Genomic DNA, 14,097 nt, shown 5'->3' with positions numbered 1-14,097 from the left:
TGGCGGTTCGCGAAGGCAGTGGTGACGGCGATCTCCCCCCTTGTGGGGGAGATGTCCGGCAGGACAGAGGGGGGCGCGAAGGATCACGACAGATGAGCATTTATCCGAGTGGAACTGGATCATGTTTTGATCCTCCCTGACCCAGAGCGCATCCTTCAGCTCGGATGAGCCTATGGATCAACCGTTTGGTTTTGCTAGCCGGGTTGAACCGCATTACAGCGGTCCCGTACAAACCCCTCACCGAGCACGCGGCAGCCTTTCAAAATGCACAGCATCAAGCGGTTCATCCCCGCCTCTTTCGTCGTCCTGTGGGCGACCGGCTTCATCGGCGCGCGTTATGCCATGCCGTGGGCCGAGCCTTTCACCTTCCTCGCCGCTCGTTTCGTGCTGGCCGCCGTGCTGTTGGCCGCCTTGATGGCAGCACTCGGCTCCAGGCGAGCGACGCGCAAGGAGGCGTTTCACGCGACCGGCGCCGGCATCCTGATGCATGGCGTCTATCTCGGCGGCGTGTTCTGGGCCATCCACAGGGGCATGCCGGCCGGATTATCCGCCTTGATCGTCGGGCTGCAGCCGCTGATCACCGCGGTGATGGCCGGCCGGTTTCTCGGAGAGGCGATCCTGCCGCGCCATTGGGCCGGCCTCACTGTCGGACTTGCCGGCGTGGTCATCGTGCTTTGGCCGAAGCTCGGAACGCTCGGCGGCGGCGTGACGGCCGAAACGCTGGCCGCCTCGCTTGTCTCGGTGCTTGGCATGAGCGCCGGCACGATCTGGCAGAAGCGCTTCGCCTCCGGCGGCGATCTCGTGGCGGCCACCACTTGGCAATATGTCGGCGGTGCATCGGTGATGGTTTTGGCCTCGCTCGCTTTCGAGACCCGAACCGTCATCGTCAATGGCGAGTTGATCTTCGCCATGGCATGGCTGGTGCTGGTGCTGTCGATCGGCGCCATCTTCCTGTTGATGGTAATGATCCGCGACGGCGAGATGTCGAAAGTCGCTTCGCTGTTCTATCTGGTCCCGGCCGTCACCGCGGTCATCGCCTGGCTGTTGTTCGGCGAACAGTTGAACCTGGTCCAGATCGTCGGCATGGCGATCGCGACGCTCGGCGTCGGGCTGGCAACCGCTCAGCCGACCAAAGCATGATCCCAAAAAGTGGGAACCGATTTTCGGAAAAGATCATGCTCAAAACAAGAATCAGCCAACGCGCGCGCGTGCCTCCAGATAGCGGCTGATCGCGGCATTGAGTTCACCGCCGAGAATGAAGATCGCCGAGACCATATAGAGGAAGACGACCGCGACCATGATCGAGGCAAGGCCGGCATAGGTCGTCACATAGGACGAGAAACGGTCGAGATAGGCGGCGAAGATGGTCGACCCGATAAGCCAGGCAATCAGCGTGAAGATGATGCCCGGTATGATCGAGACGAAGCGGCGCTTGCCCGCAGGCAGCCAGTAATGCACCGCGAACAGCCCGCCGACGATGACGACCGAGGCGATGATGTAACGCCACAGCGTGATCGTTCCCATATAGGGTTTTACCCATTCGAAATTGGCCTCGGCCAGCCGCGCCAGCAACGGCGCAAACACCAGAAGCACGCTGATCGCCAGAAAACCTGCCGTGGCGATCAGCACGAAGGCGATGCTCTGTACCCGGCGGTAGATGATGCCGCGCGTTTCGGAAACGCGGTAGGCGCGGTTGAGCGAGGTGCGCAGCGCCTCGATGCCGTTCGAGGCGAAGAAGGCGGCAAGCAGCACGCCATAGGTCAACAGGTCGGTGCGCTGCACGGTGAGCACGTTGAGCACCTCGCGCGCGATCGGCTGGGCGATCTGCTCGGGCCAGGTGTCGAAGACGATATGCACGGCGGTGTCGGCGAAAGCCTGTGCGCCGAGGAAGCTGGCCAGCGTCGTGGCGAAAATCAGAAAAGGGAACAGCGCCATCAGCGCCGTGATCGCCAGATGACTGGCCATCGCCCAGCCATCGTCTGCATCGAAATGGCCGAACGCGTCATAGAGCACGCGCTTGAGGGCTACGATCTTCCGCAACAAGAACCGCGTTCCCTTCGATTGTCTCGACGCCGCGAATATGGGAAGGGATTGCGGCAAATGGCAAGCCTAGGTCAAAGCACGCTTCCTCCTGGAGAAGAGTTGCGCACCATCATCGTCACCGGAGCTTCTTCCGGGATAGGCGCCTATTGCACCCGGGCGCTGAAGGCGGAAGGCTGGCGGGTGTTCGCGACTGCACGCAAGCCGGAGGACATCGCCGCCCTCGAGGCCGACGGCCTCGAGGCTTTCTATCTGGACTATTGCGAACCGGGATCCATCGAGACGCTGGTGGCGTCGGTGCTGGAGCGGACCGGCGGACGGCTCGATGCCCTGTTCAACAACGGCGCCTACGCCCAGCCCGGCGCCGTCGAGGACCTGCCGGTCGCAGCGCTCAGAGAGCAGTTCGAGGCGAATGTCTTCGGCTGGCATGACCTCACCCGCCGTGTCGTGCCGGTGATGCGGCGCCAGGGCCATGGCCGTCTTGTCCACTGCTCCTCGATCCTCGGCCTGGCGCCACTGCCCTTTCGCGGCGCCTATTCGGCGTCGAAGCACGCGATCGAAGGGCTGATGCTGTGCATGCATCAGGAACTCCAGGGCAGCGGCATCCATGTCTCGCTGATCGAGCCGGGGCCGGTGACATCGAAGATCGCCAGCAACGGCCTTGTGTGGTTTCTCAGGAATATCGACCGTGAGAATTCCGTGCACCGCCTCGCTTACGAGGCGCAGCTGCAACGGCTGCAGGCCGGCGGCAGCACGTCACGGCTGAAGCCCGGGCCGGCGGTGGTTCATGCGGCCTTGCGCCATGCGCTTCTGTCGCGGCGCCCGCGTCCGCATTATGTGGTAACGGTGCCGGCCAGGATCGGCGTCGTCCTCAAACGCATCCTGCCGGCATCAATGCTCTACCGCCTGCTTGCCAAACGCGCCTGAACGCAATCGACTGGAAAACACACTATGGCAACCGTCTTCAACATCCTCGCTGTTCTCGTCATGGTCGCCGTGGTCATCGTGCTGATCCGCGGCCTCGTCAACATGATGCGCGGCGGCTCCGGCATGACCTCCAACAAGCTGATGCAGACGCGCGTGCTGCTGCAGTTCGTGGCATTGGTGCTGATCATGCTGGCGGTGTATTTCACCCGCAAGTGACGAGGGTGGCGATTTCGGGAGGCAGAGCGTGGTCAAGCTCAACAAGATTTACACCCGTACCGGCGACGACGGCACCACCGGCCTCGGCACCGGTGAACGGCGGCTGAAATCCGATCTGCGCATCGACGCCTATGGCACGATCGACGAAGCCAATGCCTGCATCGGCATGGCCCGCATCCACACCGCGGCAACACACCCGGCGATCGACGCGATGCTCGGCCGCATCCAGAACGACCTTTTCGACCTCGGCGCCGATCTGGCGGTGCCGGACGACGGCAAGCCGCTCGGTTATGAGCCGCTGCGCATCACCGCTGTGCAGACCGACCGCGTCGAAAAGGACATCGACCTGCTCAACAAGGGTTTGCAGCCGCTCAAATCCTTCGTGCTCAACGGCGGCACGCCGGCGGCGGCGGCCCTTCACCTCGCCCGCACGGTGGCGCGGCGGGCCGAGCGCATCATGGTGGCTTTGACGCAAACCCCAGGCGAGCACGTCAGCCGCGAGGCGATAAGATACATCAACCGCGTATCGGACTTTCTGTTCGTCGCCGCACGCGCGGTCAATGACAATGGAAACGCCGACGTGCTATGGGTTCCCGGCAAAAACCGCTGAATCTGCCGAGGCGGAGGGGTCCGATGTTCATCCCGCTCTATGACACCAACCGGCTGCGCCACATCAAGCAGCAATATGTCACGATCGGCCTGATCGCGTTCAATACGCTCATCTACTTCGCCACCGCGCTTGGCGGCGAGCAGTTCACCAACGCGGCTGTGCTGGGGCTCGGCTTCATCCCCTCGGTCGTCCATGACAGCGCCGAACTGGCTCCGCAGTTTGTCGTGATCCCGGAGAGCCTGAGCTACGTCACCTATTCCTTCCTGCATGCCGATATTTTCCATCTCGGCGGCAACATGCTGTTCCTGTGGGTGTTCGGCGACAATGTCGAGGACGCGCTCGGTCATATCCGCTTTCTCGCCTTCTATCTGCTCTGCGCCATCGCCGGCGCCTTCTTCCAGGGCCTGATCGCGTGGGACTCGCAGGTTCCGCTGATCGGCGCCTCAGGCGCCATTGCCGGCGTGGTCGCCGCCTATCTGATCCTCTATCCCAAGGTAAAGGTATGGGTGCTGGCCTTCGCCCGCATTCCGCTGCGCATCCCGGCCTTCATCCCGCTCATCCTGTGGATCCTGTTCCAGATCGTGATGTTCGCCGCCGGTGGCGAGGATCAGATTTCCTGGGCCTGCCATGTCGGCGGCATCATCGCCGGGGCCGTGCTGGTGCTCGTCTTGCGCAACCGCGCCGTACCGCTGCTTGCCGGTGCGGACGAAGAGGCAGCGGTGGTCGCCGGCCAAATGCCTGTTGCCGCAGAGCCGGCGCCAGGCGAACCGCTGCCGGCGTCGCGCTGGGGACGGGGAACCGCCTCCAGTCCCGACTGAACCGATTTGAGTGCGGCGCGGATGATTTGGGCGCGTCCCGGATATTGACGTGCGGGATCGCCGCAACTACGGAAGCGTTCCCACACCAATGCATGTCGCGCAAACTGTGCAGCGGTTTTGCGATAACGGCATGCATGGAACACACAACCTGAAGCGCGTCGCGTGAGGTCGGCCAAATGCGACGCGCTTTAGACGGTCGGAGACCAGAATTCCGTCCGGAATGTCGGCTTTCGACAACTCTGAAGAGGCGCACACTGCTATAGCGCGCCCGACTATCTTGAAAGAGGTGGCTATCGTGAAAGAGGTGACAGGCAAATGAAGATCCTTGTGCCCGTGAAGCGGGTTGTGGATGCGAATGTCAAGGTTCGTGTGAAGGCTGACGGTTCGGCGGTGGAACTCGCCAACGTCAAGATGGCGATGAACCCGTTCGACGAGATCGCGGTCGAAGAGGCGATCCGGCTGAAGGAGGCCGGCAAGGCGGAGGAGATCATCGTTGTCTCGATCGGGCCGCAGCAGGCGCAGGAGACCTTGCGCACCGCGCTCGCCATGGGCGCCGACCGCGCCATCCTGGTCAAGACCGACGAGCAGACCGAGCCGCTGGGTGTCGCCAAGGTGCTGAAGGGCGTGGTCGAGGCGGAAAAGCCCGGTCTCGTCATTCTCGGCAAGCAGGCGATCGACGACGATTCGAACCAGACCGGCCAGATGCTGGCCGCACTTCTGGGCTGGGCGCAAGGCACTTTTGCCTCCAAGGTCGTTATCGATGGCGACAAGGCCAAGGTGACGCGCGAGGTCGATGGCGGCCTGCAGACGGTGGAGCTGAAGATGCCGGCGATTGTCACCGCGGATCTTCGCCTCAACCAGCCGCGCTATGCCTCTCTGCCCAACATCATGAAGGCCAAGAAGAAGCCGCTCGACGAGAAATCTCCCGCCGATTACGGCGCCGACGTCAAGCCGCGGCTGAAGGTAATCAAGACCGAGGAGCCGGGCGGCCGCAAGGCGGGCGTCAAGGTCAAGAGCGTCGCCGAACTGGTCGACAAGCTTAAGAACGAAGCCGGCGTGCTGTAGGGCTGGGAAGGGACAAAAAGATGACAATTCTTCTGATTGCCGAACACGACAATGCGACGCTTTCCGACCAGACCGCCAAGGCGCTTTCGGCGGCACTGCAGATCGGCTCCGACGTGCATGTGCTGGTCGCCGGCAACGGCGCCAAACCGGCAGCGGACGCCGCCGCCAAGCTCAAGGGCGTGAGCAAAGTGCTGCTTGCCGAAGCCGACGAGCTCACCGAGCGTCTCGCCGAACCGCTGGCGGCGCTCGTCGTCGGCATGGCCGATGCCTATGACACGATCGTCGCGCCGGCGACCTCCTCGGGCAAGAATGTTGCGCCGCGCGTGGCAGCCCTGCTCGATGTCGCGCAGGTGTCGGAAATCATCGAGATTGTCTCGCCCGACACCTTCAAGCGGCCGATCTATGCCGGCAACGCCATCCAGACGGTGCAGTCGAGCGACGCCAAGAAGGTGATCACCGTGCGCACCGCCTCCTTCCAGGCTGCACCCGAGGGCGGTTCAGCCCCGGTCGAGACGGTTCAGGCAGCAGTCAATCCCGGCCTGTCGAGCTTCGTCGAGAACAAGCTTTCCGAGACCGACCGTCCGGAGCTGACTTCTGCCAGGATCATCATCTCGGGCGGCCGCGCGCTGGGCTCCTCGGAGAAGTTCCAGGAAGTCATCCTGCCGATCGCCGACAAGCTCGGCGCCGCCGTCGGCGCGTCTCGTGCCGCAGTCGATGCCGGCTATGCGCCGAACGACTGGCAGGTCGGCCAGACCGGCAAGGTGGTCGCACCTGATCTCTACATCGCCGTCGGCATCTCCGGCGCCATCCAGCATCTTGCCGGCATGAAGGATTCGAAGGTCATCGTCGCCATCAACAAGGACGAGGAGGCTCCGATCTTCCAGGTCGCCGACTACGGCCTCGTCGGCGACCTTTTCGTCATTCTGCCGGAACTGCAAAAGGCGCTTTGACGCCTTCTGCCAAAGCGTATTAAATTGTGAAGGGCGGGGTAGACGAAGTCGCCCCGCCCTTTTAGTTTGCACCGCACAAAAAGCAGGCCGCAAAGGCCATTTGACGGGATCGGTGTAATGAACAAGATCGAGACGATCGGCATCATCGGGGCGGGCCAGATGGGCGGCGGCATCGCCCATGTGTCCGCGCTGGCGGGCTACAAGGTGCTGGTTTACGACATCTCGCCCGAGCGCATCGAAAAGGGCATCGCCACGATCAGCGGCAACATGGCCCGCCAGGTCGGCTCCGGCAAGCTCGAGGAAAAGCTGCGCAACGAGGCGATGGCGCGCATTTCGTCAGCACCGACCATGGCCGACCTTGCCGGTGCCGATCTGGTGATCGAGGCAGCGACCGAGGACGAGACGGTCAAGCGCAAGATCTACGCCCAGCTCTGTCCGCAGCTCAATCCGGAAGCCATCCTGGCGACGAACACCTCGTCGATCTCGATCACGCGTCTCGCCGCGCAGACCGACAGGCCGGAACGCTTCATCGGCATCCATTTCATGAATCCGGTTCCAGTGATGAAGCTGGTCGAACTGGTGCGCGGTATTGCCACCGAGGACCAGACCTTCGAAGCGGCAAAGGCCTATGTGAACCATCTCGAGAAGACGATCACCGTTTCCGAGGATTTTCCGGCCTTCATCGTCAACCGCATCCTGCTGCCGATGATCAACGAGGCGATCTACACGCTCTATGAAGGGGTCGGCTCGGTCGACGCGATCGACACCGCCATGCGGCTCGGCGCCAACCATCCGATGGGACCGCTGCAGCTTGCCGATTTCATCGGCCTCGACACCTGCCTGTCGATCATGCAGGTGTTGCATGACGGCCTGTCGGATTCGAAATACCGGCCCTGCCCGCTGCTGGTGAAATATGTCGAGGCCGGCTGGCTCGGCCGCAAGACCGGGCGCGGCTTCTACGACTATCGCGGCGAGCATCCCGTTCCGACGCGCTAAGGCATGCCATTGCAGGCGACAGCGACCCCATACCGATATCCAGCCTCGCGCTGCTTTGCGGAAGTCGAACCCGTTTTCGGGGCCAGGCAGTCGCTACCAGCGCACGAAAAGCCGCCCGCCGAGAGCGCCGAGCGCGGCGAGGATGGCAATCGCGATCGTATACCAGGTGGCGACGAAAAGCGGCGAATCGTCGAAGCAGTGCGCGGCATAGAAGGTTGCCGCCAGCCCGCCGGCGAGCAGACCGGCCACGGCTCCGGCAAGCACAGGCCGCGTCGGCGCGCCATAGCGCAGCACCGCCAGGCAGACGGCAAGCGGACCGATGCCGATCAGGGGAATGAAGGTCAGGCAGATAAGCATGTTGCTGCCGACCAGCCGCCTGCCCCAGTCGGCCGCAGGCACCGAAAGGAGTTCCAGCCCCACCGCTACGGCCACCAGCAGCGGTGCGGCAATCATCCAGGTCGCCGCCCTGCCCGTCGCTGCACCGGGTGTCGACAGGGCGCGGATCAAGGTGAAGGCGCTGACCGCCAGAGCCATCGTGAACACAAACTTGGCAACGAAACGCGTCGTATACATGGCGGTGGCGATGTCGGTGCGTGGGCCGATCGCCAGCCAGAACACCACCGCCGCGATCAGCGTAGCCGCACCGGAGCCTATCCACCAGGCCGAGCCGAGCGGCATCGCCGTGCTGCGGGCATCGGCGTCGAGCGCCTTGATGAGATCGTCGGTCCTCATGTCATTGCCCGCCCAATTATTTGGCCCGCCCGAATTGTTTGGCCCCGAACCGTTTGGCAATGGCCGCAAGCCCGCGATGCAGCGACACGCGCACCGCAGTCTCGCTGATGCCGAACCTCACTGCCGTCTCGCCGATGGAACGGCCTTCGACCGACACCGACGAAACCACTGAACGCTGCGCCGGCGGCAGGCCATCCAGGGCCCGTGTGATGTCGCGCCCGCTGACCGTTTCAGCCTCCGGTTCGGCGAAGGTCTCGGCGATCTCGTCGATCTCGATCTCGATGCGCCGGCCGCGCCGTCGAAAGGCATCGATCAGCTTGAAGCGCGCGATGGCGTAGACCCAGGGCAGCACAGGTAAATCCTGGCGCCAGGTATGCCGCTTCACATGAATGGCCAGCAAGGTTTCCTGCACGACATCCTCGGGATCGACCCCGCCCTGAACGATCTTGCGCCTGATGAAGCCGCGAACCAGAGCAGCCGTCCGGCGCAGAAAGTCGGCGTAAGCCCTTTCATCTCCCGCGATCGCGGCCCGCATCAGCCGGGAAAGCTCGGCCTCGTCCTTGCCGGTCACAAGAGTTCACTCCCCGATAATTCGCGCCTCGGCGCTGATTTGTTACGTGGCCGGCGAAATAATGTCCAAGCCAAAGTAATGAATATCACGAAGGTTTCACCTCCGGCGCTCGATTACGCAGCTCACCAATGTTGACTACACCGATCAGGAATTGATAGTGCAGCCATGCTAAATCAAAGACCATCGAGATCGAGCGGGATGACGTCCATGAAACATGCTCTTTCCGTCCTTGCCGGAGCCACAGCACTTGCAATCAGCCTGATCGCCAGCCCGGTTATGGCCCAGGACGACGGCATCGTCGTCTACAATGCCCAGCATGAGAGCCTGACCAATGACTGGGTGGAAGGTTTCACCAAGGAAACCGGCATCAAGGTTACCGTTCGCCACGGCGGCGACAGCGATTTTTCCAACCAGATCGTCGCCGAAGGCGCCGCCTCGCCGGCCGACGTGCTCCTGACGGAAAACTCACCTGCCATGGTGCTGGTCGAGTCATCAGGCCTGTTCGCGCCGGTCGACGCCGACACGCTGGCGCAGATTCCCAACGAGTACCAGCCGGCCAGCGGCAAGTGGGTGGGCATCGCCGCGCGCAGCACCGTCTTTGCTTACAACAAGACCAGGCTGACTGCCGAGCAGTTGCCCAAGTCGCTGCTTGAACTCGCCGATCCGAGCTGGAAGGGACGCTGGGCCGCTTCCCCGTCCGGCGCGGATTTCCAGGCGATCGTCAGCGCGCTTTTGCAGCTTAGGGGTGAGGCCGCAACGACCGACTGGCTGAAGGCGATGAAGGCGAACTTCACCGCCTACAAAGGCAACAGCACGGTGATGAAGGCGGTCAATGCCGGCGAGGTCGATGGCGGCGTGATCTATCACTATTATTACTACGGCGACCAGGCCAAGACCGGCGAGAACAGCAGCAATGTCGGGCTGCACTATTTCAAGAACCAGGACCCGGGCGCCTTCGTCTCGGTTTCCGGAGGGGGCGTGCTGGCCTCCAGCAAGCACCCGAAGGAAGCTCAGGCCCTCCTGAAATGGGTGACCGGCAAGGGTGGTCAGGACGTGCTGAAGACCGGCAATTCCTTTGAATACGCGGTTGGCAAGGGCGCGCAGTCCAATCCGGCGCTGGTGCCGCTGGCTGATCTGCAGGCGCCGAAGGTCGACGCGACGACGCTGAACTCTAGGAAGGTGACCGACCTGATGACGGCAGCCGGCTTGCTTTAGTTCGCGTTCGTCCTAAAACGGCAGCCGACTGCGCTCCTGCGGGAATTCGCTTCCGCAGGAGCGCTCTGTTTTTCGAGGTGGCATTCGTCCATGACGACAAGCTGCATTTTTGGCCGTGTTTGCGGCTCTGCGATCGTTTCCGCCACCGGGCGGCAACGGCTCGGCGTCTGAGCTGATGCTGCCTGCGGCCGACCTTGCACGTTCAGGCTTGCCGACCGGCGTGGCGGCTGGGCAATGGAGGCGCCGGCGGCCGATATCCTGGATTTCGCTCGCCGCCATCCTGGTCTCACTGTTCTCGCTCCTGCCGCTCGCCTTCATCATCTGGATTGCCGTGCAGACCGGCTGGGAAACCGTATCGGCATTGGTCTTCCGGCCACGTGTCGGCGAGCTCCTGGTCAACACCCTGCTTTTGGTGGTGCTGGCGGTGCCGATCTGCATTGTGCTCTCGGTGGCGCTGGCCTGGCTGACCGAACGCAGCAGCCTTCCCGGTGCCCGGCTGTGGGCCTGGCTGTCGGTGGCGCCGCTCGCCATCCCCGCCTTCGTCCACAGCTACGCCTGGATTACCCTGGTGCCGGGACTGCACGGGCTGTGGGCCGGCGTACTGGTTTCCGTCGTCGCCTATTTCCCGTTCCTCTATCTGCCGGTGGCGGCAGCCTTGCGCCGGCTCGATCCTGCTCTCGAAGATGCCGCGGCAGCCGTCGGCCTGGGGCCATGGCGCGTGTTCCGGCGGGTCGTGCTGCCGCAGCTCAGGCTCGCCATTTGCGGCGGCTCGCTGCTGGTCGGTCTGCATCTCCTGGCCGAATACGGCCTCTACGTGTTCATCCGCTTCGATACCTTTACCACGGCGATCGTCGACCAGTTCCAGTCGACCTTCAACGGCCCCGCCGCCAACATGCTGGCTGCGGTGCTGGTGACATGCTGTTTCGTGCTGCTCGGGATCGAAGTGCTGGTGCGCGGCGAGGAGCGCTATGCCCGCGTCGGCTCGGGCGCCGCGCGGCAGCAGCAACGCACAGGGCTCGGCCGCGCCACCATCCCGTGCTTGGCTCTGCCCGTCGTCACCGCGCTGCTGGCGCTTGGCGTGCCGTTCGTCACCATCGGCCGCTGGCTTGTGGCCGGCGGCGCCGATGTCTGGCGCCTCGATGAGATCGGCCTGGCGCTCGGCCAGACCCTGTTCCTGGCGCTCGCCGGCGCCCTGCTCGCCACGGTTGCCGCCATGCCGATGGCGTGGATCTCGATCCGCGCGCCCGGACCGCTGCAGCGGCTTCTGGAGGGCTGCAACTACATCGTCGGCTCGCTGCCCGGCGTCGTCGTGGCGCTGGCGCTGGTCACCATCACGGTGCGCATCGCGCTGCCGCTCTATCAGACCCTGTTCACGATCCTCGTTGCCTATGCGCTGATGTTCCTGCCGCGCGCCCTGATCAGCCTGCGGGCGTCGATCGCGCAGGCGCCGGTCGAGCTCGAACGCGCCGCCGCCAGTCTCGGCCGGCCACCGCTCAGGGCGCTGTGGTCGACGACGATCCGCCTGTCGGCGCCGGGTGCCGCGGCGGGCATGGCGCTGGTGGCGCTCGGCATCATGAACGAATTGACCGCCACGCAGATGCTGGCGCCCAACGGCACACGCACGCTGGCGATGGCGTTCTGGGCCCACAGCGGCGAGATCGACTATGCGTCCGCCGCACCTTACGCGCTCATCATGGTGGCGATGTCGCTGCCGCTGACCTGGCTGCTCTACACCCAGTCGAAGCGGATGGCCGGACGATGAGCTTCCTCGAACTCACCGATGTGCACAAGCACTACGGCCCGGTGGCCGCACTGGCCGGCGTCGACCTCAGCGTGGCCAGCGGCAGCCGCACGGCGATCGTCGGACCGTCAGGCTGCGGCAAGACGACCCTGCTGCGGTTGATCGCCGGCTTCGAAGCGCCGGACCAGGGTCGCATCGTGCTCGACGGCGAGGTGCTGGCCAATGGCGACGCCGCGGTGCCGGCATATCGGCGCGGCATCGGCGTGGTGGCGCAGGACGGCGCCCTGTTCCCGCATCTGAGCATCGCCGCCAATATCGGTTTCGGCATGCGGCATCACGAGGACAAGCGCAGCGAGCGTATCGCCGAGCTCGCCTATATCGTCGGGCTCGACAAGGCGATCCTGAAACGGCGGCCGCACGAGCTCTCAGGCGGCCAGCAGCAGCGTGTGGCGTTGGCCCGCGCCATGGCCATGAAGCCGCGGCTGATGCTGCTCGACGAGCCGTTCTCGGCGCTCGACACCGGCCTGCGCGCCTCGATGCGCAAGGCGGTGGCCGAGCTTCTGGAGACCGCCGGCATCACCACGATCCTGGTCACGCACGACCAGGCCGAGGCGCTGTCCTTTGCCAGCCAGGTCGCGGTGATGCGCGACGGCAAATTCTCGCAGGTCGGCACGCCGCGCGAGCTTTATCTCAAGCCGAAGGACCGGATGGTCGCCGAATTCCTCGGCGATGCCATCATCCTGCCGGCCAAGATCGCGGACGGCTTCGCCAGCTCGCCGCTCGGCCGCATCGCCGTCGACAGCACCGAGCGGCGCGATCTCGCCCGCATCATGCTGCGGCCGGAACAGGTGCTGTTGAAACGAACATCGCGCGAAGGCATGTCGGGCACGCCGGACATGCTGTTCGGCGAAGTGACGGAATCCGAATTCGCCGGCTCGATGTGCACCATCGCGGTGCGGCTCCTGAACAGTCCCGATCCGCCGGACGCAGCCGCGATCGGCAACACGCCACTGATCCTGCGCAAGCCAGGCATGGACACACCGACGGTTGGCGAGATCGTCCGGCTGACGGTGTCGGGCAAGGCGCATGTGTTTGCCTGAACGGTCTTGCGTCTCGCGCAGTTCGCCAGTCAGGCCGACAGGCCGGCTTCAATCGACCCGCTTTCCAGCCTGATCGAACCAATGCAGCTTTTCGGCTTTGGCCACGACACGCAACTGGTCGCCGGGCTTTGCGGTGGCGCGCCCCGAGACGCGCACGATGATACGGCTGCCGGCTGCGGCGCAGTGAAGAAAGCTTTCGGCCCCGACCGGCTCGACCGCTTCGACTGCCGCCGGCAGGACGAGCGCACCGGGCAGCGCCTCCGCATTGAAGGTGACGTCGGCATCTTCAGGGCGAAACCCCAGCGTCACGGCTTGCGTTCCGGGAGCCGCAAAGCCGATCGCGGTGCCGTCAGCCAGCATCGGGCCTGAGGAACTTCCGGTCAGCGCCAGGAGGTTCATCGGCGGCGCGCCGATGAAGGAAGCGACGAAGATCGACGCCGGCTTTTCGTAGATGTCGAGCGGCGCGCCCGTTTGCTCGACCAGCCCGGCGTTCATGACAACAAGGATGTCGGCCAGCGTCATCGCCTCGAGCTGGTCGTGGGTGACATAGACCGAGGTGACGCCGAGCGTGCGCTGCAAGTTCTTGATCTCGACCCGCATCTGCCCGCGCAATTTGGCATCGAGATTGCTGAGCGGCTCGTCGAACAGGAAGACCTTCGGATTGCGCACGATGGCGCGGCCCATGGCGACACGCTGGCGCTGGCCGCCGGAAAGCTCGCGAGGCCGCCGGTCGAGCAGCGCCGAAAGCTCCAGCACCTTGGCGGTCGAACGCACCCTGCTGTCGATCTCGTCCTTCGGCGTGCCGCGATTGCGCAGGCCATAGGCCATGTTGTCATAGACTTTCATATGCGGGTAAAGCGCGTAGTTCTGGAACACCATGGCGATGTCGCGCTCGGTCGGGCCGATGGCGTTGACCACTTTGCCGTCGATGGCGACCGTACCGGCTGAAATGGTCTCCAACCCGGCGATCATCCTCAGCAGCGTCGACTTGCCGCAGCCGGATGGGCCGACCAGCACGCAAAGCTCCTTGTCGGGAATGGCGATGGAGACCCCCTTCACGGCTTCGACGCCGCTGGGATAGACCTTCTTCACGCCCTTCAGATCGACGGTCGCCAT

15 protein-coding genes are annotated in these 14,097 nt (G+C 64.1%); 11 read left to right on the top strand and 4 right to left on the bottom strand.

The genetic code is table 11. The features are described 5' to 3' along the window. The first annotated feature begins 264 nt into the window (after window positions 1-264). Complete coding sequence (locus AC0L15_RS24690) at window positions 265-1,140, top strand: DMT family transporter (protein ID WP_287245775.1); 876 nt, start codon at window positions 265-267, stop codon at window positions 1,138-1,140. Between the two features lie 51 nt (window positions 1,141-1,191). Here AC0L15_RS24690 and AC0L15_RS24685 read toward each other — a convergent pair whose 3' ends face one another. Further along, entirely contained in the window at window positions 1,192-2,043 is an 852-nt protein-coding gene (locus tag AC0L15_RS24685; protein ID WP_128168699.1) for a YihY/virulence factor BrkB family protein, read from the bottom strand. Between the two features lie 57 nt (window positions 2,044-2,100). On the opposite strand from AC0L15_RS24685, the gene AC0L15_RS24680 reads away from it, so the two are divergent. From AC0L15_RS24680 to AC0L15_RS24650, 7 genes are all read left to right on the top strand, one after another. Next, window positions 2,101-2,967, top strand: a complete 867-nt coding sequence (locus tag AC0L15_RS24680; protein WP_287245773.1) for an SDR family oxidoreductase — start codon at window positions 2,101-2,103, stop codon at window positions 2,965-2,967. Window positions 2,968-2,991: 24 nt separating this feature from the next. Further along, window positions 2,992-3,183: a twin transmembrane helix small protein gene (locus AC0L15_RS24675; protein ID WP_123149186.1), complete on the top strand. Its 192-nt coding sequence runs from the start codon at window positions 2,992-2,994 to the stop codon at window positions 3,181-3,183. Between the two features lie 28 nt (window positions 3,184-3,211). Continuing rightward, window positions 3,212-3,793, top strand: a complete 582-nt coding sequence (locus AC0L15_RS24670) for a cob(I)yrinic acid a,c-diamide adenosyltransferase (RefSeq protein ID WP_287245771.1) — start codon at window positions 3,212-3,214, stop codon at window positions 3,791-3,793. Window positions 3,794-3,816: 23 nt separating this feature from the next. After that, window positions 3,817-4,611, top strand: a complete 795-nt coding sequence (locus AC0L15_RS24665) for a rhomboid family intramembrane serine protease (RefSeq protein ID WP_287245770.1) — start codon at window positions 3,817-3,819, stop codon at window positions 4,609-4,611. Between the two features lie 315 nt (window positions 4,612-4,926). After that, window positions 4,927-5,676 carry an electron transfer flavoprotein subunit beta/FixA family protein gene (locus AC0L15_RS24660; RefSeq protein ID WP_023797241.1) on the top strand — a complete coding sequence of 250 codons (750 nt, stop codon included), beginning with the start codon at window positions 4,927-4,929 and terminating at the stop codon, window positions 5,674-5,676. A gap of 20 nt (window positions 5,677-5,696) precedes the next feature. After that, entirely contained in the window at window positions 5,697-6,626 is a 930-nt protein-coding gene (locus AC0L15_RS24655) for an electron transfer flavoprotein subunit alpha/FixB family protein (RefSeq protein ID WP_027153367.1), read from the top strand. Between the two features lie 117 nt (window positions 6,627-6,743). Continuing rightward, window positions 6,744-7,622 carry a 3-hydroxybutyryl-CoA dehydrogenase gene (locus tag AC0L15_RS24650; protein WP_023797239.1) on the top strand — a complete coding sequence of 293 codons (879 nt, stop codon included), beginning with the start codon at window positions 6,744-6,746 and terminating at the stop codon, window positions 7,620-7,622. Between the two features lie 93 nt (window positions 7,623-7,715). Here the strand turns inward: AC0L15_RS24650 and AC0L15_RS24645 are convergent, their stop codons facing one another. Together AC0L15_RS24645 and AC0L15_RS24640 are read right to left on the bottom strand one after the other, a co-directional pair. Further along, entirely contained in the window at window positions 7,716-8,354 is a 639-nt protein-coding gene (locus tag AC0L15_RS24645; protein ID WP_287245769.1) for an NrsF family protein, read from the bottom strand. Between the two features lie 16 nt (window positions 8,355-8,370). After that, window positions 8,371-8,925, bottom strand: coding sequence for a sigma-70 family RNA polymerase sigma factor (locus AC0L15_RS24640; RefSeq protein ID WP_287245767.1), 555 nt, complete (start codon window positions 8,923-8,925; stop codon window positions 8,371-8,373). Window positions 8,926-9,132: 207 nt separating this feature from the next. On the opposite strand from AC0L15_RS24640, the gene AC0L15_RS24635 reads away from it, so the two are divergent. The 3 genes from AC0L15_RS24635 (at window position 9,133) to AC0L15_RS24625 (ending at window position 12,981) form a co-directional block, all read left to right on the top strand. Next, window positions 9,133-10,140, top strand: coding sequence for an iron ABC transporter substrate-binding protein (locus AC0L15_RS24635; RefSeq protein WP_287245765.1), 1,008 nt, complete (start codon window positions 9,133-9,135; stop codon window positions 10,138-10,140). Window positions 10,141-10,315: 175 nt separating this feature from the next. Further along, a complete protein-coding gene (locus AC0L15_RS24630) occupies window positions 10,316-11,902 on the top strand; it encodes an ABC transporter permease (protein WP_287245763.1) in 1,587 nt (528 codons plus the stop codon). Then, a complete protein-coding gene (locus AC0L15_RS24625) occupies window positions 11,899-12,981 on the top strand; it encodes an ABC transporter ATP-binding protein (protein ID WP_027153372.1) in 1,083 nt (360 codons plus the stop codon). The genes AC0L15_RS24630 and AC0L15_RS24625 overlap by 4 nt, the downstream gene beginning before the upstream one ends. Before the next feature lie 48 nt (window positions 12,982-13,029). Here AC0L15_RS24625 and AC0L15_RS24620 read toward each other — a convergent pair whose 3' ends face one another. Then, window positions 13,030-14,097 (bottom strand): sn-glycerol-3-phosphate import ATP-binding protein UgpC, encoded by a 1,068-nt coding sequence (locus AC0L15_RS24620; RefSeq protein ID WP_287245761.1) that lies wholly within the window; start codon window positions 14,095-14,097, stop codon window positions 13,030-13,032.

Source organism: Mesorhizobium sp. WSM4846 (assembly GCF_055811415.1).
This window is presented reverse-complemented; position numbering and strand designations above follow the sequence as displayed.